The organism is Petropleomorpha daqingensis, from assembly GCF_013408985.1.
Taxonomy (GTDB): Bacteria; Actinomycetota; Actinomycetes; order Mycobacteriales; family Geodermatophilaceae; genus Petropleomorpha; species Petropleomorpha daqingensis.
The window spans coordinates 2177860-2201254 of the sequence record NZ_JACBZT010000001.1; the positions used below are offsets into that span (position 1 = coordinate 2177860).

Here is a 23395-nt window from a genome sequence, read left to right on the forward strand (position 1 = left end):
CACCGTGGCGAACGGTGCTCATCATCGTCGCCGCCCTCGTGGTCGCCGGGGCGGGGCTCCTGGTCGGAGCCGTCACGTGGTCGGTCGAGCACTTCAGCAGTCACGTGCAGCGGGTCAGCGGCGTCTTTCCGGAGGGCGGACGGCCGGCGTCGGCGGCCGGATCCCTCACCTTCCTGACCGTGGGCGTCGAGCCCGTCGCCGGATCGCTGCTCCCGGACGCCATCGCCCTGGTGCACGTCACGGGTGCGCGCACGGGTGTGCAGGTGGTGTTCCTGCCCGTCGACGCGTCGCTGGGCCAGAGCCCGACGCTTCGCGAGGTGTTCGGCGCCGGTGGGCCGTCGGCCCTGCTGGAGGCGGTGGAGAGCGCCTCCCACGTGCGTGTCGACCACTACGCCGAGGTGGACTTCACCGGATTCCGCGCCGTCACCGACGCTTTGGGCGGGGTGGAGGCGGACGTCCCAGCACCCTTCAACAACCACGGGCACTCCTTCGCCGCGGGCCGGCAGCACCTCGACGGGGACGCCGCTCTGGCATACGTGCGATCGACCCCGCAGCCCGGGACGACACTCCCGGAGCAGCGCGAGCAGGTGCTGGTCTCCGCGCTGTTCGACCGGCTCGAGCAGATGACGTCGGGCGACCTCCGCCGGCTGCAGAGCTTCACCGAGGCCCTCACCGGGGCGGTGCGGGTCGACGACACCCTGTCGGACACCGCCCTGGTGCAGCTGGCGTGGAGCCTCCGCGACGTCTCCCGACCGGACTTCGTCACCGTGCCGGTGACCGGCGGTGGGACCGGGGCGCCCGTTCTGGACCAGACTCGGGCGGAGGCAGTCTGGCGATATCTGCAGGAGGACTCGCTAGGTGACCACCTCGCGGAGTTCCGATGAGGTCGTCCGTGCCGCGGGGCCGGCCGCTGTTCCTCACCGTTCCTCTGCACGTGGTGGGCCTCGTGATCCTCGGCGTGGACGTGTGGGGGGTGGCCTTCTGGGCCGCGGTGGGGGATTCCGTCGGGATCGGAATGGTCACCGTCGCAGTTGCCGTCATCCTCGGCCTAGGGGCCATGTTGGCGGCCGACGCCCGGCGTCAGTGGCTGCTTCGCCGCCCGCGAGCAGCCACTGGAGCCCTGGAGGACAGCGCGGAGGGTCTTCGCGAGAATCCGGAGGTCCAAGGCTAGGGACCAGTTCTCGACGTAGAGGGCCCTGACCGATCTAGCGCTGGCGCGTTCTTCCGCAGGTCACGACGGCCACGGGACGACGTGAAACAGGAGCGCCGATCGGACTATTGAGTTCAGCTGGGCAGCCGCACCCGACCGTGGTCGACGGCAGGAGGACCGGGAGAGCTACCCGGTGGCCCGCTTATCTTCGCCGCGGCGGACGGCATGGGCGGGCACCTCGATGGCGCGCAGGCCAGCAAGATCGCCGTGCAGCGGCTGGCCGAAATCGTGCAGGGCCGGACGGTGAACATCGAGCAGCTGAACGCCGCGCTCGAGCCGGCCGGACAAGGACATCATGACCTTGGGGACGTCGACACGCTTAGCCGGCCCGGGACGACGGTCGCCGGCCTGGCGCTCACCGAGCAGGACGGCGAGGTCTGCTGGCTGGCCTTCCACGTCGGCGACTCGCGCATCTACCGGTGGTCCGAGGCGGACGGCCTCGAGCAGATCGGGAGCGACCACTCGGTCGTGCAGGCGCTCGTGGACGCCGGCGCCATCACCGAGGAGCGGGCGCTCACCCACCCGCAGCGGCGCATGATCACCAAGGCGCCCGGCTTCGGCGACCGCGGGGGAGCGGACTACACGTTCCTGCCGGTCGTCCCCGGCGACCGCTTCCTCATGTGCTCCGACGGCCTCACGGGCGAGCTGCTCGACGGTCGGATCGCGGTCATGACCACGGATGCCGACGAGCAGGCGCTCGCGGAGCAACTGGTCGCGGAAGCCGTCCAGCTGGGTGCGCAGGACAACGTCAGCGTCGTCGTCGCACAGGTCTAGGCGAAAACAAGGCGACGCATACAACGAATTCGGTGCCGGGCGAGCAAGTCCGCACTCGGCGTCCAGTCCCAGCACCGGGAGCCTCCAGCAACACGCGACGCACCGCTGCGAGCCACCGAGACCCGGAGGGTTGCACAGGGGTCAGCCCCCCGCCACATCGAGAATCGCCGAAGCGCGCCCGCGATCGCAACGTATCCGTCAGGCACGACTCGATCCGGCATGCCTCAAGAGCCACGACATGAACAGAACGCCGATACCCCGGCGAATGGGGTACCGACATTGGCGCTGCTCGACAGACGCCCGCCAGACCTTCCGAACTGCCTAGAATCTAGGTCTTCGCCCTAACCGAACTCGCCTACTACGCCGCAAACCCACCCGCAACTCCATCGAGGGACCCGTGGAAGCGTCTCCTTTGGGAAGGCTGTAGCTTTGTCCAGGTGATGCAACACGGGGAGCACGCGAAGATCGTCATCACCTTCGGCACTTTCGACGTCTTTCACATCGGCCATCTCCGCATTCTCGAACGTGCCAGGCTTCTCGGAGACCACCTCATCGTGGGCGTCTCGAGCGATGCGCTCAACATGAGCAAGAAGGACCGACCGCCGGTGTTCTCGGAAGACGAGCGCCTGGCCATTGTAGGAGCGCTGAGGTGCGTTGACGGCACTTTCCTCGAGGAAAGCCTTGAGATGAAGGCGGAGTACATCCAGCACTTTCGAGCCGACGTACTCGTCATGGGGGACGACTGGCAGGGCCGCTTCGATCACCTAGGCGACATTTGCGAGGTGGTGTATCTGCCACGCACGCCGTCAATCTCGACGACGGCGACCATAGAACGCATTCAACGCCCCCTGCTAGGCGGCGGAAGCCCCCTCTAGGTAAATTATCCGCGCCCAGTCACGGGCCTCGAGTCCCACTGAAGTTTGCATAATCGAATTGGTTGCACCGGACAGCTAGAGATAGCAGTTCAGGCCGACCAGCTTTATGCGACCCCACCGACTCTTATTTGCGACGACGAACTCGGCCGTTGAACGCAGCACAGCCTCACTCGTATTTCGGCCATCCGCTAGACCCAAACGTGCGACCACGGTCGCCCTTTCTGACGCATATGTGTCTAACCCCTCCGCGATATCCGCCAGCCAATGCGCCGCATCTGCGGCACGTTCGACAATGAGTTCCTTCGCTACATCGCTGAACGCTGGCGCGTTGAAGCCTCTTGATCCCTTGTATGCCTGAAGATCTGGACAGAACAGAAGGAGGGGTCGGTCGAGTCCCAGGAATTCCAGCCAGACTCCGCTGTAGTCGCTCACCAGGGCGTCAACGCATCCAATGAATTGGTAGAGCGACACACCTGCCTCAAGTAGGTCCGTCGTCGTCAGCCGTCGAACACCTGGAAGCTCAAACCTGTCAGAGTCCATTGGATGAGGCTTTACGATCAGCTGAACTCCGAGAGCAACAGCACGCCGCGAAAAATCAGTAACCTCGGCTCTTAGAGACTCGTCTTCCAGACGGACCCCATCCGTCCACCCGACGTCACCGCGGCCCGCTGTCCGGCGATATGTGGGTAGCCAAAGAGCCACAGGCCGCGCTGGATCAAGTCCTAAGGTTGGCAGTACCTCATCGGGATCTCTATCGCTCAGCGAATCCTGCCGCGAATTCCCCACCACAACAAGACGGTCAAGATCCATCCCGATGTCCGCGGCCAGCGGACGTCCCCAGGCCCAACTGTTAGTCGTAAGCAAGTCGGATGAGATGCGGGTGGTGAACTGAGGATTCTCAATACGCTTCGGCCCTGAACCATGCCAGACATTTACGTGGACTCGATGTGGCCCGCTTGGAGGCGACCCGTAGACACCATGGCTATAGAAGACAGCCCTACTCAAGAGAAAAGCCAGCACACCCCCTAGTGACGTCCTGCGAACAAAGCGAGTTCGTTTGTCGGCGTAGGCTGCCGGCGCGCATGCCTCCACCACTCGGCGAGCATTGCCGAGGTCATCGTCAAGTATCCAAAGCCGTCTCAAATCTGACTGGACAAGCAACGCTGAAAGTCGGTAGGCATTCTCCTCTACGGTAGGGGCCCCACACAGAAGCGCCCATCGGAGGGGTGGAAACACGAAGAATAGACTGATTAGGCGGAACAGTATCCGCCTAGCGATATGCTTAGCGCGGTGCATAGCTACTCCAGACTCTTCCTATGATCTATTCGAATAGGCAGTCAGCCAGCCCCTCCCCATACCGGTGACGCCTATATCTTCGCCTCTTCCAATCCTGCAGTAAGCTCCCTCTTACCTACGAGAAGCCTCAGACCAAGAACTGCTAAGAGCAATGTTTCCGACGCGACAATCACCACGAACGCCCACGTCGTGCCCAAGAGGCGTCCAGCCAGAGCCAGTCCAATCAGGCCCAGGCAGCTCATGACCGAGATCGCGTGCGCGGCGAAGCGCTCGCGCCCGAGCGGTACGAACACGTGAAGACGAACACTCCGGGAAAATATGATTAAAGCCGCCGATAATGCACATAGCACCATTCCGACCGGAGATAGCGCGTGTGACCGTCCAAATAAGTACGTTGATACCAATGGCAACGAAAGCCAGATCGCAAAGAAGAACAACGTTGCGAATGCGGCATCCAGAGCGACTGTCAGTCGCATTCGTCTGTGTCGCTCGGCGGCCAATGCCGGTGCCGCGACCCAACCCGCTAGCGCCTGCGGAAAGAAGACGCCCGCGTTCACTGCAGACTTCTGTACGCGATCGAAGGCCGCGAAACTGGTTACAGCCGCACGCCCAGCCGTCAGTGAGTAGACACTCAGGCCGCCCGAAAAGTACGCGGAGTTGGTTAGCCTGGACCAGGAGGATGCCCGCTGGTCCTTCACTTGCCTGAATGCGTCCGAGAAGGAAGTTCTCGAAACCGGAAAGGCGGGCGTCTTGGTTGTCCGGGCGTTCAGAATAGTTGACACCAGCCAAGCCAGCAGCAGCAGCAGGGGGTAGAATGCTAGTGGCAGCCTGATGGCCAGGGCGATACACGACAATCCAGTCGCGACGAGCCTCACCACTGATTCGTTCACGGTCAGACTCTTCGAATCCCCTAGCCCGACGAAATACCAAGCCGCGGACAAGCCGTAAGCTGTGAAGCCTGCGGCATTAATGGCTGCAACCTCTGGATAAGCATGGGCTAGAGAAGCCGCAATGAGCGTTGACACCGGCACGGCCACAAGAAATAGGACTAGGCGCGAACTCATGCTTGCGCGATAGAGCGCACTTCTCTTGTTGGCGGGCGCACGAGCAGCCCAGGTCGGTCCGAGGACTGGCCACCCTAGGGCGACTATCACGGAGGCTGTACTTCCAACTGACTGCCCGATCGCAAACGCAGTGAAGCCGGAGAGCCCGTAGTTCCTCGACATGATGGGTATAGCGAGCAGCGGAGTTAGCATTGACACGGCGGGTACCACGGCGAAACCCATCAGCCGGCGTAGTCCCCGGGTCAAACGTGCGCGAGGTATCACTGCAACAATTCCGGGCCCTCGTCGCGACGTGAGTTACCTCTCATCACTTGCTTTCGTCCAGGTCCATACCAACATGTCGGCCATACGACTTCGCACGGGTTTGGCGAATCTCCACCTGCCGCACCGCCTCCGTATACGCGAGCCGCAGCGCGCGCGCCTGGTCGTTTTGGTCACCGACCCTGGGCGGCGTGGGTATTCTGCGGCCGCTGACCACGTCAATCACTCCACGCGCCAAGGACGCAGGTGTAGAGAAGCGGTCAGGCATGCCTAGAGAAACTATCGCGGGGATGCTCCGCGCAACAATTGGAACGCCGACTGTGGCCGCCTCGAGGATGGACATCGGGCTGCCTTCCCATGCGGCCGTATGCACGTAGCATGCTGACCGGCACAATATCTCAAAGGTCTTGGCTCGAGAGAGCCACCCCGTGACCTCAACTCCAGCAGTCCGCAATCGCCCTACGTCTTGCTCGTTGCCGGTCCCGATCCAGGTCCATCGGGCTTGAAGGCCTTCCTTCCTCGCCTCTTCGATGGTGGCAAGGAAGAAATCGGGATCCTTCTGTGGCATCAACCTCCCGATCGTAGTGATCTGGGGAAGTCCTTCGCTGTTCCCCGCCTCGGCCCCGAGCCAGCGAGCCTCTTGAGGGGCGTCTGTGACGATGTTCGGGACGTATCTGGCTTTTGAGCCCAGGCTCTCAGCAAGTCGCACTTCGTAAGGACTCACGCCAACCGTAAGGTCTGTGCGCCGGGCGAGGAGCATCTCACAGGCCCGCACCCCGGACCTTACCGGTCTTGCGAGATAGGCGCGCTCGAACAAGTACGCATGCGGACTGTAGACAATGGCGGGTCGCGCCCTACCCCCTGCAAGGAAGATCCGCCCCAACCCTCCGGCCACAGCAGAGTGAAGGTGCAAGACATCCGGGTTTACCTGTCGGATCTCTCGGCGAGCGGTCCGAACCAGACTCGAATAGCCTGAAGGAGCCGCTACGCGGCTCGCAAACACCCCATCCAGCTCGGAATCGATCAGGAACTCGTTGTCTAGGGAGTGGACCAGGTGGTGCTCATACCCTCGCCCCTGCCTTGCGTACTCGATCAATGCCGTCTGCACGCCGGCGCCCCAAGCCGACGTGACGTGAAGAACGCGGGGCCTTCCAGATTCTAGCTCCACTCGTTCTCCAATAGCGTGATGTCTTTTCTCCTCTTGTCGCATTCTCCTTGCTGACTTCACAGCAGCTCGAGCGATGAGGAGACTTACCTTGATAGGGGTTCCGACCGAGCAGGAACGCCGCGCGCGAACGAACCTTCTGGCACATCGCGGGTCACGACCGCGTTCGCACCGATCAGGACGCGTCGTCCAATGCTCACGGGCCCGAGGATCCTCGCCCCAGGCCCAATAGCCACATCGTCCCCGATCGTGGGTGAATCATCCTTACCGCCTTGCATCCCATTACCGCCCCCGATGGTAACGCTGGACTGGATCTTGCATCGTGCGCCGATGACACAGTATGGACCGATGACTACGGCGGCCGGGTGGTAGAGGGAAAGCCTGGGTCCGATCGACGCCTGCCAGGCCACGTCGGCGCCTGTTAACAGTTGGTTGACCTGCTTCAAGACTCCGGCGAGAACCGGGGAATGTCGCCCTATCGCCTGACTCAGTCGGAAGAGAACAACGGCCAGAGTCCGAAGCGTGAGGACTGATCCGACGCCGGCCTTGGTTTCGACCTCGTCCTGCCGGACATCTTGAAGTATGAAATCGAACATCTAGACCGCCCCTCGTATATAGACGCGAGACCTCGCCGCGGGCTGCTGATTCGCCCTCAGAGCAGTAATGGTGGAAGCTCCATGGAGTAGAAAGAGCGCCACGGGCAGAAACGGTGTTAAGTGGCGCAGGGCTGAACCGTAGTCGGGTTCAAACAGGCTTTGCACGACCACACAGGCGAGAAGCACGGCACTGGCCCGCCACAGCCTGGGGTCGGCGCTTGGTGTCCGACCAAGTTTGCGGACGGCCAGGAAGACTGTCATCCAAAACGCCGCGAGGAGAACAGCGATTCCCGCGTATAGTGGCCCGCCGGTCAAGGCCAAGGGGATGGGAGCGACTAAGAATAGCAGTTCAAGGCAGGCGTTGATGGCTCCGCCAGCGACGCCACCGCCTGTCAGGAAAGAGCTTATCGCGCTTTGGGCGTCTGCACTGCCAAGCCTGTCGGCGTTGATCGCGTCGCGGACGTCGCGAATGTCCACTCCGTATAGACTTGCGTAAATGAGCGATGCGGTCACTAGAACGGCGACAAGGAGCAAAAGCATGCGCGCTGGCGTTCGGAGTCTTCGACGCAAGACGATCAGGCCGATGGAAATGGCCAAGATGAGGAACCAGTAACTGCGGAACGTAAGAGCGTAGCCAACGAAGATCAGTGCTAGCGTGACATTGCCCGCGGGGTTACTTGGTAGCGCGATGACTGCTAAAGCGATTACCGCGACAACGATGTCCTTCGAATAGAATCCTAGGTATACGGCCCCGAGTATGCACCCAGCCGCAGCAACGATCGTTGTGGACCAGGTCAAGTGGCCGTGGCGGTATCGCCGCACAGCTTCGGTGAGGGCGAGCAGAAACAAGCCATAACCTAGGAATGAAGCGGTTAGAAGGCTCTTCTCTATACCCAGCGCGCTATAAATGGCCGCCACCGAGGCGTAGCTGCGGTCGCCGTAATCCGGAATGACGCCTTGCGCAATCCGCGAGATCCGCACCCCGTCATACGAGTACTTCTGTGGTAGAATCTCAAGGCGAAACGAAGCTATAAGAGCGCCGGCGACTGCCGCCGCAATAACCACAAACTGTCGCGCCGCGCGGCCCGCAGGAGCGTCCGTCAGGCCTCGGGGCAGAGCTTCCCTGCTTTTCGGAGGGCCGCTCAGGTGCGGGGTTGCCACTCGTGGTGGATTCATGTGACCGGCGGGAGGCTCGTGAGAACTGCGCGGGCCTGGGCGGCAAAGTCATCCCAACTGTACCGACTTGCGACCGCTTGGCGTACCTGGAGCGCGGGCAGGTCGGACTGGAGTTCGAGCCACTGCTTTGCCAGGGCTTCCGACTTAGCATCTTCGAGCAGGACCGCCGCATCGCCGAGAAGCTCGCGAGTCAGCGGCTGGTCTATTGCGACGACATGTGCGCCTGAAGCGAGTGCCTCGATGTAGGGAAGTCCGAAGCCTTCTTCGACACCGAGAAGTATGAACGCGTATGTCGTGGCCAAGATCTCTAGGACTTGCTCTCGCGGAACGCGGTAATGCCAAATGCATCGGTCGGTGCCGACACGGTCTTCGACAATCGCTCGCGTGCGATCTGAGACGCCGATCCCGATTATCTTGTCGAAGGATTCCGGTGCGTCCGCCAGCATCTCCGCCGCCAGTTCATTGCGCTTGTGCGGTGCGCCGCCCATGAGCACGATATCGCGACTCGCCCGCGGTTCGAACCGGGGAACGTCGACGATGCCAGGCCCGAGGCGACAGACGGTGATCTTGTTCGCGTCTTCGGGGAAGTGTGCTAAGAGATCGCGTTGAACTCGCTCGCTGATGGCGAGCAGCGCCCTGGACTTCTTCACCGTTCGCCGTAGATCGAGCGCATGGTAGAGCCGGCTCGCCCCGTGCTTGGTGTTCAGCCATTGGAGGTCGTGGATCAGTGTGACCGCGTTGTCACCTGGGGCGAGGGGGAAAGGGTTGACCGTGGAAAAGTAGACACCGCCCGGTTCGGGTCGCGCCAGGAGTGCTGTTGTCAGGGCTGCGAGCCTGTCGCGGAGCCCGGCGCCGCTCGGTTCGCGTTCCGGGGAGACGCGAAGCTCCAGACCCATCGCCTCTAGCCGGGGGTACAGGGCTCGCTGGACGACACCGATGCCACTGAACTCGTTGACCATGCCGCTGACGGTCACGGTGGGCGCCAAGGCTTCACTCACTTCCTGTCCCCGTTCTACACACCAAGCGGATGCCCACTGCAACTGAGACGTAACGTCCTGCTGTTGGCCGAGCCGCCCAGAGTCTGTTCTTCGGGATTTGGCGGCATGGGCGAGGTCGCGCATGCGATGTCAGCGCGGGGGCGGCCGCGGAGGCTGGACGAGGCTAACTCTTGTCCGGACCGCTTCCCCACCCGGGCGGTTCCAAGATCGCTCGGGTGGGGGAGGGCACTCTCCGTCAGACGGCGTTCCTGGGTTCGTCCGCCTAGGCTCCTGGTCCATTGACGCACGTCTTCGTGGCGTCGTCGTGATGATTGGGGATCTTCACTTGAGGCTGGGTGACCTCTACCGAGCAGTGCGGGCGGCCTGGTGGCTGCCTGTTCTTGGCCTCCTCTTAGGTGTTGGAGCCGGTGTGCTCCTGACCTTGTTGGCTACGCCGCAGTTCACGTCCCGGACAGAGTTCTTTGTGTCGACTCGGGACTCCGCGACAACAACCGAAGCATTCCAAGGCAGTCAGTTCTCGCAAGAGCGAGTCGCTTCGTATGCGCAGTTGCTCACCGGCGATGAGTTGGCGCGTCGCGTCATTGATAACTTGGACCTCGGCGAGACTCCCTCTGACTTGGCCGGGCAAATCACAGCGAACGTCGTCCCTGATACTGTTCTCCTCGAAGTGACGGTGACGGATCCCTCGGCTCAACGCGCCCAGCAAATCGCCGAAGCCTTGGGGCGACAGTTCTCGGATCTGGTCACCGATTTGGAGACGCCATCGGGAGGCGGCGCGTCGCTCGTAAAAGTCACTGTGGTTCAGAAGCCCGAGGTTCCGATGGAACCGAGTTCTCCAAACCCGTTGCGGAATGCGGCGATCGGCGCGGTCCTGGGCCTGCTCATTGGTACAGCCGCAGCGATCTCGCGCATGGCCCTGGATCGTTCGGTGAGAGATCCGAAGGAGATCTCCGGCCTTGTCGGCTCACCTGTGATTGGCACCGTTTTCCGCGATGAGCGCCTTGCGACCAGCCACTTGATTGATCGCTCGAGCACAACACGATCGGCGGAGGACTATCGTCAACTGCGCACCAACTTGCAGTTCCTCAACGTAGACGCTCCGCCCCGGGTGATCATGGTATCCAGTCCTATGCCGTCGGAGGGCAAAACTACCGTCGCGGTGAACTTGGCATTGGCGTTAGCGGAAGCCGGTCGAGAAGTCGTCGTAGTCGAGGCGGATCTAAGACGGCCGAGAGTTACGCGCTACTTCGGCATGGTTGGTGGCGTCGGCCTTACTAACATCCTGGCCGGTACGGCCGGAGTGTCTGAAGTTTCCCAGCCGTACGAGGACGGCGCCGTCACGGTCGTTGGTGCGGGACCGACGCCCCCCAACCCAAGTCAGTTGCTCGCGTCGGCGCATATGTCATCGCTCATAGCGCAGTTGCGTGACAAGTACGAGTACGTCCTTATCGATGCGCCGCCGCTGCTCCCTGTCGCTGATGCAACAGGCCTGGCGGCCATGGTCGATGGCGTCCTTCTCTCGGTCAGATACGGAAGTTCTCGGAAGGATCAGTTGCAGCGAGCTGCCGAAGCGCTTGAGCAGGTCGGGGCGAGGGTCCTCGGCGTCATCCTCAACATCGTCCCGCCGAAGGCTGACGTGTCGGGTTCCTACGGCTACGGCTACAGCTATGCCTCCGATCTAGACGGCGGAGCGCGACGCCTGCGGCGCCAGCAGAAGTAGCTGGCGTGCTCGCGCCGGCGATCACTGGTTCCGGAACACGATCGGGCGCTGTACCCCTGTCGAGTGACGTAACAGACCTTTTCCGAGACGAAACTCTCCGTTAAGTTCAAGCGAACGCCAGTTGAACGCTGTAGTTCCTGGTCAACACGGGGTTCGTCGCCGGTGAGGGTCGCTTCGGCGACTCGGCGCATCTAGGTACGGGGGTTCGGGGCTTGACCCTGCTCGACGTTCGTGACGAGTCGGTACGTCACGCTACGCAGACGGTTGCTCGCCGAGGGCTGTGGACTGCGGCGCGTCTGCGCGGTGAGGGCACGTCCGCTCGTCGTGCGTGGCGCTCGCACTACGTCCGCCGGCTAGTGGTGCTCGACGCGCTGTGCGCCCTCCTCGCCGCCGCTGCCTCCCACGTCCTCCGGTTCGGTGCCGAAGGGGGCTCGCTCGAGTCGTCCTCGACCACGCCGCTGCTGATCCTCGCTCTGCCGATCGTCTGGGTCGCCGCGATGACCGCGATGCGCACCTACGAGGAGCGCTTCCTCTGGATCGGCGCCGAGGAGTTCCGCCGCGTCTTCTTCGCCTCCGCGCTGCTGTTGGCCACGGTCGGGACGATCTCGTGGGCCTTCAAGCTCGACGTCGCCCGCGGCTTCGTCGTCCTCGCGCTGCCCCTGGCGATGGTGCTCACGCTCGGCCAGCGCCTCGCCCAGCGCCGCTGGCTGCACCGGCAGCGGGCCAAGGGTCACTTCCAGCAGACCGCGATCCTGGTCGGTCACCGCTCCGGCGTCGCCGCGCTGCACGAGCAGATGGACCGCGAGGCCTACCACGGCTACCGGATCGTCGGCTGCGCCCTGCCGTCCGGTCACCGGGCGGAGGCGCCGGCTGCCTTCAACGGCCTGCCCGTGCTCGGCAGCCTCGACGAGGTTGCCGCCATCGTGAAGCAGTACGAGATCGACACGGTCGCCGTCCTGCCCTGCCCGGAGCTTGACGGTCCCGCGCTGCGCCAGCTCGGCTGGGACCTCGAGAACACCCAGGCCGAGCTGCTGCTCGCGCCGGCCGTCACCGAGGTCGCCGGCCCTCGGGTGCGCATCCGCCCGGTCTCCGGCCTGCCGCTCATGCACGTCGAGCGCCCCGAGTTCACCGGCGTCCGCCGCATCGTCAAGGGCGTCTTCGACCGCACCTCGGCGCTGTTCGGCATCCTGTTCCTGCTGCCGCTGCTCGTGCTCCTCGCGCTGGCGGTCAAGCTGACCAGCCGCGGCCCGGTGCTCTTCAAGCACGAGCGGATCGGCCAGAACGAGAAGCCGTTCTCCGTCTACAAGTTCCGCAGCATGGTCACCAACGCCGACAAGGTCGAGCTGGACCTGCACGACCAGAACGAGGGCAACGCCGTCCAGTTCAAGATGCGGCGCGACCCGCGGGTCACCCGCGTCGGCGCGGTCATGCGGCGCTACTCGCTCGACGAGCTGCCCCAGCTGCTCAACGTCCTGAACGGCAGCATGTCGCTGGTCGGCCCCCGGCCGCACGTCACCCGCGAGGTCGAGCAGTACGGCTTCGACATGCGCCGCCGGCTGCTGGTCAAGCCCGGCATCACCGGCCTGTGGCAGGTCAGCGGCCGCTCGGACCTCTCGTGGGACGACTCGGTGCGCATCGACGTCCGCTACGTCGAGAACTGGTCGCTCACCTTCGACCTGATGATCCTGCTCAAGACCGTGGGCGCGGTCCTGCGTGGTTCTGGCGCCTACTAGGTCGCAGACTGTCCGGGTGACAGGGCAGCAGAATGCGACAGGCGCGTTCCGGATCCTGCTGGTCTGCACCGGCAACATCTGCCGGAGCGCTCTCGCCGAACGGCTCGGCCGCGCCTACCTCGCGGAGACGCTGGGGGAGGAGCCGGAGCTGATCCGGCTCACCAGCGCCGGCACCGGCGCCGTCGTCGGCTCGGGCATGCACCCGGACAGCGCGCTGGTCCTCGCCGGCTTCGGGGGAGACGTCGGACAGTTCGCCGCCCGCCAGATCCAGCCCGACCACACGGCCGACGCCGACCTCATCCTCACGATGACCCGCGGCCACCGGCGCGACGTCCTCCAGCTCGCGCCGCGGGCCCTCGCGCGCACGTTCACCCTGCGCGAGGCGGCAAGCCTGCTCGAGCTGCTCGGCGAGGTCGAGCCCGACGGCGACGACCTGCCCACGCGTGCCCGCGACCTGGTGCGGGAGATGGCCACCGCCCGCTCGCGGCACACCGCCAGCGAGGACGACGACGTCCCCGACCCGATCAACCGCCCGCTGGAGGCACACCAGGAGGCAGGCGACCTCATCGCGGCGGCCCTGCTGCCGCTCCTCCAGCGGATCGTCGACCTCGCCGACGACGTCCCGTCCGCTGCCCACGGTGACGACGGGTTCACGGACACAGGAAACGACACCGGACGCATTCGTTCCGCGTCCTGACCGTCATTTCGTGACGGCTCGCGACGGCCCCGTGGCCCTGCGTCGTCCGCGCCACTGACTGCGACGAAAAGTAACCAAGAGCGAGAGCGCGACCTGCTCCGATCACGCAGTGTCATATGTATGGTCCCCGGCGCACGCACCATCTGAGGCGCAGGAGACCGACGTGACAGCTGGGACTTCGCTCGACGATCTGTCCGCGGCGCCGCGTTCGGCGGGGCTCACCCGCTCCGCGCTGCGCTGGTACGTGGCGTGCGGTCTGGTCGGCGCCCTCGTCGGCGGCGGCATCGCCTACGCGGTCACCCCGCTGCTGCCCACGACGTACACAACCTCGTCGCAGATCGTCGTCCGGAGCCCGGGCGACGTCGCGCTGTTCGGCAGCGCCGGCGGCGGCAACGCCAACCTCAACTCGCAGACCGCGGCGCAGATCCTGCGCTCGCCCGAGGTGAACAGCGCGACCAGCGAGCTGCTCGGTGGCCGGCTGACCCCGGGTGAGGTCGCCGCCCAGGTTGCGATCGACCCGGTCAGCAACTCCACGGTCATCAACATCGAGGCGCAGGCGTCGAGCCCGGCCCTGGCCCAGCAGCTCGCCAACGCGATCCCGCAGGCGTACGCCACGGTCGAGGCGCAGGCCTACCGGCAGCGCGCCGACGAGGCCACGAAGGTGCTCACCACGCTGCGCGACACCCAGCAGGACCGGCTCGACGACGTCCAGAAGCAGCTGGCCGACAAGGTCGCCTTCGTCACCAGCCTCTCCGGCGACATCTCGAACCCGACCGAGCGGGCCAACTGGATCCAGTCGACCCTGGAGACCGACGTCGACTACCAGCGGCTGCAGAACGAGGCCGTGGCGATCACCCAGAGCATCAACGACACCAACGACACGATCCAGCAGTCGACGGCCAACTTCGCGATCCTCGAGTCCGGCGTCGACCGGGTCATCTCCGCCGAGCGCCCGGAGTCGGCGGCCAAGAGCCCGAACCTGCAGAACCTCGCCGCGGGTGTCGTCGCCGGCCTGCTGATCGGCCTGGCCGTCGCCTACGCCGCCATCGAGCGCCGCCGGGTGATCGACCCCGCCGCGGCCGCGATGACGCTGGGCGCCCCGCTGCTCGGCACGATCAGCAAGGACCGCCGGCTGCGCAAGCTGCCCGGCCTGGCCGACCTGTCCGAGGACACCCGCCTCGGCAACGAGCTGAAGGTGCTCTCCTCCTCGCTGGTGCTCAGCGCCCGGCGGCGCGGGCTCGGCTCGATCGTGGTCACCAGCGCCCACCGGCGGGAGGGCAAGAGCGTCCTCACCCGCAATCTCGCCGCCGCGGCCGAGTACATCGGCCAGCCGGTCGCGCTGGTCGACACCGGCTTCGGCCACCCGACGACGACCGAGGTGTTCGACCTGCAGGACTCGCCGGGCCTGGCCGAGGTGCTCGAGGGCGGCCCGCTCTCGCAGGTCCTGCACTACATCTCGTTCGGCGAGGGCCGCGTGCCGGTCGTCCCGGTCGGCCTCAACGGTTTCGCCACCGAGCCCGGCCGCCGGCTCAACGAGCACCGCCGGGACAACTGGGCCCGCCTGTTCAACGGCTTCGACTCGCTCACCGCGCTGGTCGACGCGCCGGCGGTCAACGACCACCCGCTCGCCCTGCAGCTCGCGGCGGCCGGCGGCCTGGTCGTGCTCGCCTCCCCGCGGACGACGCTCGCCGACCTCGAGGTGATCCGGAACCGGGCCGACGTCTCCGACGTCCCGGTGCTCGGCTTCATCGTCAACGAGTACCGCAACGGCCGCCGCCGCAAGGCCGGCAAGCCGTCGACCAAGGCGCCGTCGTCGCTCAACATCGTCATCGAGGCGCCCGACCCCGCGAACGTCCGCTGAGGCCCCTGAGGGCGACGGGGCCCTCGGGGCGGGAGGGGCGGCGACGGTCAGGATCCGGGTCCGCACTGCCGATGATCACCGCGTGTGGATGCTCTGGGTCCTGACCGCCTGGCTCGTCGTCGCGACCGTCGCCGGCGTCGTCCTCGGCCGGGGCGTCCGTCTGGCCGACCGTCGCGAGCGGGACGCCGTCCTGACGACGGCGGACCTGCCGAACTTCGTCGCCGTCGGCTGAAACCGGACGGCACCGTTCAGGTGTGAGCGCAACCTGCCGATAAGCCCTGCGTGTGGCTGTGGTGGGTGCTCGGGGGACTGACCGCGTGGCTGGTCGTCGCCCTCTTGGTAGGGATCGTGCTCGGCCGTGGGATCCGCATGGCCGACCAGCGGGAGATCGACGGTGTCCTGACCACCGCTGACCTCCCCGGGTTCGCCGCGGCGGAGGTCGTGCCGGCCGAGCCCCGCAGGCGCCTCCCGCTGCCGCCGATCGGCATCGCGCTCGCCGCGCTGGCCGTGGCCCTCGAGACCGTCGGCTTCGTGCTGCGCCTCGACGGCTCGCCGTCTCACGCCCTGTCGATGGACGCCCCGTACTCGCTGCCCCGCCTCTTCGTCGCCACGCTGTTCGCGGCTGCCGCGCTGATCGCCCTGGCCGGTGCGAGCGCGCTGCCCGGCCGGCGTACCTGGTGGACCGCGGTCGGCCTCGTCGGCGGCGTGATCGCCGCGGTCAAGGCGGGCAGCACCGTGCACTCCGACGCCCTGCACTGGCTCACCGCGACCGCCGGCCCGACCGCCGCGACCGCGCTCAGCGCGCTGCTGGCCCTCGCCGTCGTCACCGCCCTGTGGTTCCTCAGCCGCACCGAGCGCCGTGACCGGCGACGCGTGCTCGGCGCGCTGTGCGGCTACGCCGTCGCCGCCGTCGGGCTCTCCGCGATCTCCGGTGCCGTCGACCCCTCGTGGGCGGCCACCGCGACCTACGTCGAGGAATCCGGCGAGGCACTCGGCGGCGTCGCGTTCCTCATCGCCGTGCTCGCCGGTGCCGCGCCGCGACTGGTGCTGCCGGCCGGCTGGCCGCTGCGCCGCGCCGTCGACCCACAGACCCTCGACCTGCCCGACCTCGCGCCCGGGCGCGCGGCCGGCCGCGAGGCGCGCTAGCCGTAGCGGGCCGGTTCCCACCGCGCTCAGCGCGGGGTGTCGGGCAGCGCTTCCTTGCTGAACTCGGCGGCGTTCTGCGCCAGCGAGTCGCTGTTCAGGTAGGCCCACATCCGCTGGCCCTTGGTCTGGTCCAGGTAGACGACGCTGGCCGCGCCCTCCATGCCCGTGCCCAGCACCGGCGCGGTGAAGAAGTCGACGTCCTGCGGGGTGAGGTCGCGCATCGAGTAGGCCAGCGTGAACAGGTCGGTGCTGCTCAGGGTGTCGTCGATGCTCACCGCGCTCGTCAGCGCCCGCAGCGACGAGTCCAGCTTGCCGACGTCCTTGAACGTGTCGGAGCTGAACAGCTTCTTGAACACCGCCTGCAGGTACTGCTGCTGGCGCTTCACGCGGTCGAAGTCGCCGCCGGCCAGCCGGTGGCGCTGACCCAGGTACCAACGGGCCTGCTCGCCGGTGATGTGGTTGACCCCGGCGGTGAACGTGTACGGGCCGTTCGTCGTCGTCTCGGCGACCTTGACGTCCACGCCGCCGAGCGCGTCGGTGACCTGGGCGATGCCGTCGAAGTCGATGGCGACGTAGTGGTCGATGCGCACCTTGGTCAGCTGCTCGACCGTCTGGATCAGCAGCGACGGGCCGCCCCACGAGTAGGCGGCGTTGATCTTGCTGGTGCCGTGCCCGGGGATCGGCACCCACGAGTCGCGGGGGATCGAGATCAGCTGGGCGTGCTTCCGGTCGGCGGACAGCCGGGCGATCATGATCGCGTCGGAGCGGCCGTCGGGGTCCTCACCGGAGGCGGGGTGGCCGCGGGTGTCGGAGCCGACCAGCAGGAACGTGACCGGATCGCCGCTCGGGTCGTCGGCCGACGTCGCCGGCGCGGGCCGGGTCTCCTCGGAGATGCCCCCGAAGACGTCGCTGATCCGGTCGATGTTGCCGGCGTAGCGGGCGGTGACGAACCAGATGCCGCCGCCGATGAGCACGACCAGCACCAGCACGAGGACGCCGGCGCTGATCAGCGCGCGGCGCAGCAGCCTGCGGCGACGCGGGGCGGGAGCAGCCGGCTCCGTCTTCTCGGGGTCGGGGGTCGCGTCGGGAGCGGCCGTCTCAGCCGTCTCGGACGTCGTCGCGTCGGCCTGCTGGCCGCGCGCGTCCGGCTCGTCGGCGTTCATGCAACCCCCGTGATCCCTGGCGTCGATCAAGGTTACGAGGGATCGGGCCTGCTCGGACCCGTGTCTGCCCCGAAGGGGGGAGCCTCAGACGGCGCCGGATCTGTGCGGATGCGGTGTCCGCTCCGAGGAGGCGACAGGGTTGCGGACGACGGAGCGCCGCCCGCGGGATCGCCGGCCATCGGCGCCGCGGGGCTCCGGGACGGTGCCGTCCGCGGCCGGGGCGACGTACCCCTCGGACCGCAGCGGGACGTGCGGGTCGTCATCGAGCACGACGAAGTTCTCGGCGTCGGAGGAGTGCTGCTTCTGGTCCGCCACGTGGATGGCGCGCGCGATCGCGAGCGCGGCGACGGCGGCGATGGCCAACCAGGCCACCCCCACGATCAGCACCCAGGTCATGCGCGTCGTCCTCAGGTGAGGCGGGCGGCAGGCGTGTCGTCCGGTGCGGTCAGAACGTTCGGTGGAGCCGTTCGCTCTGTGCCCATGGTGTGCCCCTGGCCTGAGAGCTTCAAGCCTGGGAGCTGAGCGTTGTGTGAACGTTGTGACAGATGCATTCGTGCCCGTCACAGATACGGCGCGTCCCGACACGACCCGTCCCGTTCCGGGTTAGACAGCCAGGTGTGAACCGGTCCGTCCCAGTGCATCCCGTCGTGCCGCCGGTTGCCGCCGTCCTCGCGGCCGTCGCCGCCGCGCTCGAGACGGTGGGTCTCGGGGTGCGGCTGTTCGACGTCCGGGGCGCGCTGGGACACCTGCTGTCGATGGACCTGCCGGGCTCGCTGCCGCGGCTGTTCGTCGCTTCCGTGCTGGCCGCTGCTGCCGTGGTCGCGGCGCTCGGGGCATGGCTGCGGCCCGGGCGTCGGGTGTGGTGGTCGGCTGTGGCCGCCTCGGCCGTAGGGCTGGCCGCGGCCAAGGCGGCCGGTGACCTGCACGTGCGGCTGGTCCACCTGTTCGGGACGGGCGAGCAGGCCTGGCGCGGCGCCGTCGTCCTCGGGATCGTCACCGCGGCCGGGCTGGTGTTCCTCTGGCGGCTGAGCGGCAACGACCGGCGGGACCGCCGGCGGATCGTCACGCTGCTCGCCGGGTACGCCGTCGCCGCCGTCGGGCTGTCGCTGGTCTCCACCTACGCGCGCATCACCGCCGGCCCGGTCTCCGCGGCGTTCGCGACCTTCGTCGAGGAGAGCGGTGAGGCGCTGACCGCGGCCGGGCTGCTGGTCGCCGTGCTCATCGGTGTGCTGCCGCGACTGGTCCTGCCGGCGGGCGACGTCCTGCGCCGCCGGGACGACCACCTGGAGGCTGCGCCGCTGGCCGCGTAGCCGGACTTCCTCGGCTGGCAGGGGTCCGGGGGCCGACCTAACGTCCGGTCCATGCGCATCGCGGTCATCGGCTGCGGCTACCTCGGTGCCGTGCACGCCGCCTCGATGGCCGAGCTGGGTCACGAGGTCGTCGGCATCGACGTCGACGAGCGCAAGGTCGCGATGCTCTGCCGCGGGGACGCCCCGTTCTACGAGCCCGAGTTCGGCGAGCTGCTGCGTCACTCGCTCGCCTCGGGCCGGCTGAGCTTCGGCACCGACGTCGCCGACGCGGCCGGTGCGCGGGTCCACTTCATCTGCGTCGGAACCCCGCAGAAGCACGGGGAGTACGCCGCCGACCTCCGGTTCGTCCGGTCGGCCGCGGAATCGCTGTTGGAGGTCCTCGAGCCGGGAGAGCTCGTCGTCGGCAAGTCCACCGTCCCGGTGGGGACGGCGGCCGACCTCGCGGCGATGTTCGGGGAGAAGGTGCCGGGCAGCCTGCTCGCCTGGAACCCGGAGTTCCTGCGCGAGGGCTTCGCCGTCCGCGACACCCTGCACCCCGACCGGCTGGTCTACGGCCTGCCTGCGGGCGAGGACGGCGACACCGCGGCGGCGGTGCTGGACGAGGTGTACGGGCCGATCGTCGCCCGCGGCATCCCGCAGGTCCGCACCGACTACGCCACCGCCGAGATGGTGAAGACGGCGGCCAACTCGTTCCTGGCCACGAAGATCTCGTTCATCAACGCCATGGCCGAGCTCTGCGAGGCCACCGGGGGCGACGTCAAGCTGCTGGCCGACGCGATCGGCTACGACGACCGGATCGGGCGCAAGTTCCTCAACGCGGGCCTCGGCTTCGGCGGCGGCTGCCTGCCCAAGGACATCCGCGCGTTCATGGCGCGCGCCGGCGAGCTCGGCGCGGACCAGGCGCTGACGTTCCTGCGCGAGGTCGACAACATCAACATGCGCCGCCGGATCCGCATGGTGGAGCTCGCCCGCGAGGTCTGCGACGGTTCCCTGCTCGGCAAGCGCGTGGCCGTCCTGGGCGCGGCGTTCAAGCCGGACTCCGACGACATCCGCGACTCCCCGGCGCTGAACGTCGCCGCCCAGCTGCAGCTGCAGGGAGCGGTGGTGCGGGTGACCGACCCGGCGGCGGTCGAGAACAGCCGCCGGGAATGGCCGCACCTGGACTACGCGGCCACGCCGGAGGAGGCCGCCGAGCGCGCCGACGCCGTCCTGGTGCTCACGGAGTGGAAGCAGTACCGCGACCTCGACCCGGCCGCGTTCGGCGAGATCGTGAACCGGAAGCGCGTTCTCGACGGCCGGAATGCGCTGGACAGGGACGCGTGGGTGGCCGCCGGGTGGTCGTATCGCGCGCTCGGTCGTCGCGGTAGCTGACGGAGGTCGTCACGCTCCGTCGATCACGCGCCGTGATCGAGCCTCGGAGCGAGCGGAACCGGTCGTTTTCCCTCCACCAACAACCAAGATTCGCCCGGTGACGGACGCGGAGTCGGCCGAAGGCACGGGTGCCTCGCCGATCTCGCGCGCCTGGCTGCGCCGTCTGCTCCTGCTCGCTGCGCTGTGCGCCGCCGTCTGGGGAGTCCTGGTCCTGCTCGGCGGTGGAGCGCGCGCCGCCGAGATCCCGGTCGCCGGCACGACCGCCGGCGACGCGACGGACTCGTCCGGCGACCCCAGCCTGTCGGCCGAGCCCGGGGCGTGGGGCACGGACGACGGGACGTCGTCCCTCCCGGCGGACGCCCCGCCGGTGCACGAGGTGCCGGACGCCGACACCCCGACGACCGACCCGAGCTCCTGGGACGACGCGGACGTCCCGCCGGCCGATCCACCGGCGGACGACGCCACCACGCCTCCTCCCGTCGTTGATCCGCTGCCGGTCGTCGAGCCCGCTCCCGAGCCGGCGCCGGTCGTCGAGCCCGCCCCCGAGCCGGCGCCGGTCGTCGAGACCGCCCCCGACCCCGCGCCGCCGATCGTCGAGTCCGCGCCTGACCCGGCGCCGCCGGTGGTCGAGGCCGTGGACACCAGCACCGTCGCGCTGTCCGACGACTCGACGCCGACCGCGGATGCGCCGGTCACCGAAGCCGCCGCCACGGAGGTGGTCCCGGCGGACGTGCCCGACCCGGCGACGATCACGCCGGCGCCGGTCGAGCCGGTAGCCGAGCCGCTGGTCGGCTGCGTAGCCGTCGCCGTCCCGCTGCCCGAGGCCGTGGTGCTCGAGCCGGCCCGCACGCTGACCGTCGCGGTCACCGCCAGCACGGTGCCGGCCGCGCCCGCTGCGCCGCACCTGTCCGGCGGCCCGGCCCCAGCGCCACCGCTCGGCGGGAGTCCGTACTCGCAACCGCCGCTGCCCCCGCTGCCGGTCTCGCCCTCCTCGGGCGGCGGCGCGGCGTGCGGGGGCACCGCCGGTCCGGGCGGCGCGCAGAACGACCCGGCCGCGCTCGGCCTGCTCGCGGCCCTGCCGGGTTCGTCCGACCTGTTCTTCTCCGACGAGCGCTCGGCCCGGCTCGCCGCCTGGAGCCGCGGCCTCGTCGTCGTCCGTGCCGAGGAGCCGTCGGCCAGTCCCGACTGAGGCGCGCGCTCTCGCGCGCCCGCCGGACGCACGTCCGGCACGCGGGTTCGTCGGCCGCTCGTGCCGCGACCCGGACGAAATCGCTCTCGACCCGTCACGGGTCACACGACTGCACCCAGGACCGGTGCCATGCGACGTTCCCCCCGCAGCCACGGCTGCGCGCCCCTTGTCCACTTCGCCTTCGACGGGAGGGCAGAGCAGTGCCGCGCTGGAACGCTGGTCTGACCCCGTTCGACGGCCCCGCCGGCGCACGGGGGCCGGCGGAGCGTCGAACGCCGCCGGAAGCCGAGCGGACACCGGGGCGCGAGCCGCTGGGCAAGTCGCTGCTGGACCTGGTCGGGGGTGCCGTCCTGCTGCTGCTGGTGCTGCCCGTCCTGCTCGGACTCGCGGCGCTGCTGTGGCTGAGCCGGCCCGGCCCGGTGCTCTCCCGACGGGAGTGCGCCGGGCCGGCCGGTCGGACCTTCCAGCTGCTGTCGTTCCGGCCGGTGGCCGACGCCGAACCGCTGTTCCTCGACCGGCTGCTGCGCGCGGCGGGCCTCGACCAGCTGCCGCAGCTGCTCAACGTGCTGCGCGGCGACCTGTCCCTGATCGGTCCCCGGCCGCAGCCGGCCGGTGCCGTGCGGCAGCCGGTGGTGCTGCGGCCCGGGTTGATCGGGCTGCCGGCGGCCGAGGCGGCCGACTACTCCGGCGGCTGGTCGCTCGGGCGCGACCTGGCCATCCTGGTGGCCGCGGCCCGGGCGGGCCTGGTCGCGCGGCGGCGGTGAACCGGGACCGTCAGTCGATGCGGACCAGCCGGCCGGCGAGCTCGTCGTCCAGCAGCTGGATGTCGGCGTCGACCATGATCCGGGCCAGCTCCGGGGTCCGCACCGACGGCTCCCAGCCCAGCAGCGTCTTCGCCTTGGTCGCGTCGCCGATGAGCGCGTCCACCTCGGTGGGCCGCTCGTACCGCGGGTCGTAGCGCACGTGCTCGCGCCAGTCGAGCCCGGCGTGCTCGAAGGCGAGCTCGACGAAGTCGCGCACCGTGTAGGCGGTGTTGGTCGCGATCACGAAGTCCTCGGGCTCCGGGTGCTGGAGCATCCGCCACATCGCCTCGACGTACTCGGGTGCGTAACCCCAGTCGCGGACCGCGTCGAGGTTGCCCAGGTAGAGCTCCTTCTGCATCCCGGCCTTGATCCGCGCCACGGCGCGGGTCACCTTGCGGGTCACGAACGTCTCGCCGCGGCGGGGGGACTCGTGGTTGAACAGGATCCCGTTGACCGCGAAGACGCCGTAGGCCTCGCGGTAGTTGCGGGTGGCCCAGTAGGCGTACAGCTTGGCGACGCCGTACGGGCTGCGCGGGTAGAACGGCGTGAGCTCGTCCTGCGGCGGCGGCGTCGCACCGAACATCTCCGAGGACGACGCCTGGTAGATGCGCGAGCCGACACCGGCTGCGCGGACCGCCTCGAGCAGGCGCATCGCGGCGATCCCGGTGACGTCACCGGTGAAGACCGGCTGGTCGAACGAGACGCGCACGTGCGACTGGGCGCCGAGGTTGTAGATCTCGTCCGGGTTGATGTCGCGCAGCAGGTTGATCAGCGAGACGCCGTCGGACAGGTCGCCGTAGTGGAGGAACAGCCGCCGGTCGGGGTCGTGCGGGTCCTCGTACACGTCGTCGAGGCGCCCGGTGTTGAAGGACGACGACCGGCGGATGAGCCCGTGGACCTCGTAGCCCTTCTCGAGCAGGAGCTCGGCCAGATACGACCCGTCCTGACCCGTGATGCCCGTGAGAAAGGCAGTGCTCGTCACGTTTC

Annotated in this window: 22 protein-coding genes; 13 read left to right on the forward strand and 9 right to left on the reverse strand. The window is 67.7% G+C overall.

What is annotated here, in order from left to right; genetic code table 11:
- The first annotated feature begins 14 nt into the window (after positions 1-14).
- The 3 genes from GGQ55_RS10740 to GGQ55_RS10750 all read left to right on the forward strand — a co-directional run bounded on the left by GGQ55_RS10740 (position 15) and on the right by GGQ55_RS10750 (position 2859).
- Positions 15-884: an LCP family protein gene (locus GGQ55_RS10740; protein WP_179716552.1), complete on the forward strand. Its 870-nt coding sequence runs from the start codon at positions 15-17 to the stop codon at positions 882-884.
- 404 nt (positions 885-1288) lie between these two features.
- Positions 1289-1984, forward strand: a complete 696-nt coding sequence (locus GGQ55_RS10745) for a PP2C family protein-serine/threonine phosphatase (RefSeq protein WP_281371575.1) — start codon at positions 1289-1291, stop codon at positions 1982-1984.
- A 440-nt stretch (positions 1985-2424) separates the two neighbouring features.
- Positions 2425-2859: an FAD synthase family protein gene (locus tag GGQ55_RS10750; RefSeq protein WP_179722575.1), complete on the forward strand. Its 435-nt coding sequence runs from the start codon at positions 2425-2427 to the stop codon at positions 2857-2859.
- A gap of 75 nt (positions 2860-2934) precedes the next feature.
- Here GGQ55_RS10750 and GGQ55_RS28340 read toward each other — a convergent pair whose 3' ends face one another.
- The 6 genes from GGQ55_RS28340 to GGQ55_RS10780 all read right to left on the reverse strand — a co-directional run bounded on the left by GGQ55_RS28340 (position 2935) and on the right by GGQ55_RS10780 (position 9376).
- On the reverse strand, positions 2935-4155 hold the full coding sequence (locus tag GGQ55_RS28340; protein WP_179716556.1) for a CDP-glycerol glycerophosphotransferase family protein: 1221 nt from the start codon (positions 4153-4155) through the stop codon (positions 2935-2937).
- Between the two features lie 71 nt (positions 4156-4226).
- The gene (locus GGQ55_RS10760; protein WP_179716558.1) at positions 4227-5192 is read right to left on the reverse strand and encodes a hypothetical protein; all 966 of its coding nucleotides are present in this window, start codon (positions 5190-5192) and stop codon (positions 4227-4229) included.
- A gap of 334 nt (positions 5193-5526) precedes the next feature.
- Positions 5527-6690 carry a glycosyltransferase gene (locus GGQ55_RS28345; RefSeq protein WP_366489051.1) on the reverse strand — a complete coding sequence of 388 codons (1164 nt, stop codon included), beginning with the start codon at positions 6688-6690 and terminating at the stop codon, positions 5527-5529.
- A 41-nt stretch (positions 6691-6731) separates the two neighbouring features.
- The gene (locus GGQ55_RS28350) at positions 6732-7241 is read right to left on the reverse strand and encodes a serine O-acetyltransferase (protein ID WP_179716562.1); all 510 of its coding nucleotides are present in this window, start codon (positions 7239-7241) and stop codon (positions 6732-6734) included.
- Positions 7242-8222, reverse strand: coding sequence for a hypothetical protein (locus GGQ55_RS10775; protein WP_179716564.1), 981 nt, complete (start codon positions 8220-8222; stop codon positions 7242-7244).
- Positions 8223-8413: 191 nt separating this feature from the next.
- Positions 8414-9376: a glycosyltransferase gene (locus GGQ55_RS10780; RefSeq protein ID WP_179716566.1), complete on the reverse strand. Its 963-nt coding sequence runs from the start codon at positions 9374-9376 to the stop codon at positions 8414-8416.
- Between the two features lie 346 nt (positions 9377-9722).
- On the opposite strand from GGQ55_RS10780, the gene GGQ55_RS10785 reads away from it, so the two are divergent.
- From GGQ55_RS10785 to GGQ55_RS10810, 6 genes are all read left to right on the forward strand, one after another.
- A complete protein-coding gene (locus tag GGQ55_RS10785) occupies positions 9723-11135 on the forward strand; it encodes a tyrosine-protein kinase domain-containing protein (protein ID WP_246323798.1) in 1413 nt (470 codons plus the stop codon).
- Between the two features lie 356 nt (positions 11136-11491).
- Positions 11492-12868 carry a sugar transferase gene (locus GGQ55_RS10790; protein ID WP_366489052.1) on the forward strand — a complete coding sequence of 459 codons (1377 nt, stop codon included), beginning with the start codon at positions 11492-11494 and terminating at the stop codon, positions 12866-12868.
- A 16-nt stretch (positions 12869-12884) separates the two neighbouring features.
- Positions 12885-13565, forward strand: coding sequence for an arsenate reductase/protein-tyrosine-phosphatase family protein (locus GGQ55_RS10795; protein WP_179716572.1), 681 nt, complete (start codon positions 12885-12887; stop codon positions 13563-13565).
- A gap of 163 nt (positions 13566-13728) precedes the next feature.
- A complete protein-coding gene (locus tag GGQ55_RS10800) occupies positions 13729-15426 on the forward strand; it encodes a hypothetical protein (RefSeq protein WP_179716574.1) in 1698 nt (565 codons plus the stop codon).
- 82 nt (positions 15427-15508) lie between these two features.
- Complete coding sequence (locus GGQ55_RS10805; protein WP_179716576.1) at positions 15509-15658, forward strand: hypothetical protein; 150 nt, start codon at positions 15509-15511, stop codon at positions 15656-15658.
- A gap of 50 nt (positions 15659-15708) precedes the next feature.
- Positions 15709-16572 (forward strand): hypothetical protein, encoded by an 864-nt coding sequence (locus GGQ55_RS10810; protein ID WP_179716578.1) that lies wholly within the window; start codon positions 15709-15711, stop codon positions 16570-16572.
- 26 nt (positions 16573-16598) lie between these two features.
- Here the strand turns inward: GGQ55_RS10810 and GGQ55_RS10815 are convergent, their stop codons facing one another.
- Positions 16599-17735, reverse strand: coding sequence for an LCP family protein (locus GGQ55_RS10815; protein WP_179716580.1), 1137 nt, complete (start codon positions 17733-17735; stop codon positions 16599-16601).
- Positions 17736-17819: 84 nt separating this feature from the next.
- Entirely contained in the window at positions 17820-18131 is a 312-nt protein-coding gene (locus tag GGQ55_RS10820) for a hypothetical protein (protein ID WP_179716582.1), read from the reverse strand.
- A 251-nt stretch (positions 18132-18382) separates the two neighbouring features.
- Between GGQ55_RS10820 and GGQ55_RS10825 the strand changes: the two genes are divergently transcribed.
- The 4 genes from GGQ55_RS10825 (at position 18383) to GGQ55_RS10840 (ending at position 22369) form a co-directional block, all read left to right on the forward strand.
- Positions 18383-19045, forward strand: a complete 663-nt coding sequence (locus GGQ55_RS10825) for a hypothetical protein (RefSeq protein ID WP_179716584.1) — start codon at positions 18383-18385, stop codon at positions 19043-19045.
- Positions 19046-19096: 51 nt separating this feature from the next.
- Positions 19097-20416 (forward strand): UDP-glucose dehydrogenase family protein, encoded by a 1320-nt coding sequence (locus GGQ55_RS10830; RefSeq protein ID WP_179716586.1) that lies wholly within the window; start codon positions 19097-19099, stop codon positions 20414-20416.
- Between the two features lie 97 nt (positions 20417-20513).
- Positions 20514-21605: a hypothetical protein gene (locus GGQ55_RS10835; RefSeq protein ID WP_179716588.1), complete on the forward strand. Its 1092-nt coding sequence runs from the start codon at positions 20514-20516 to the stop codon at positions 21603-21605.
- A gap of 200 nt (positions 21606-21805) precedes the next feature.
- Positions 21806-22369 carry a sugar transferase gene (locus GGQ55_RS10840; RefSeq protein WP_218859246.1) on the forward strand — a complete coding sequence of 188 codons (564 nt, stop codon included), beginning with the start codon at positions 21806-21808 and terminating at the stop codon, positions 22367-22369.
- A 10-nt stretch (positions 22370-22379) separates the two neighbouring features.
- On the opposite strand, the gene gmd is transcribed toward GGQ55_RS10840, so the two are convergent.
- Positions 22380-23390 carry a GDP-mannose 4,6-dehydratase gene (gmd, locus tag GGQ55_RS10845; RefSeq protein ID WP_179716590.1) on the reverse strand — a complete coding sequence of 337 codons (1011 nt, stop codon included), beginning with the start codon at positions 23388-23390 and terminating at the stop codon, positions 22380-22382.
- Between the last annotated feature and the right edge of the window lie 5 nt (positions 23391-23395).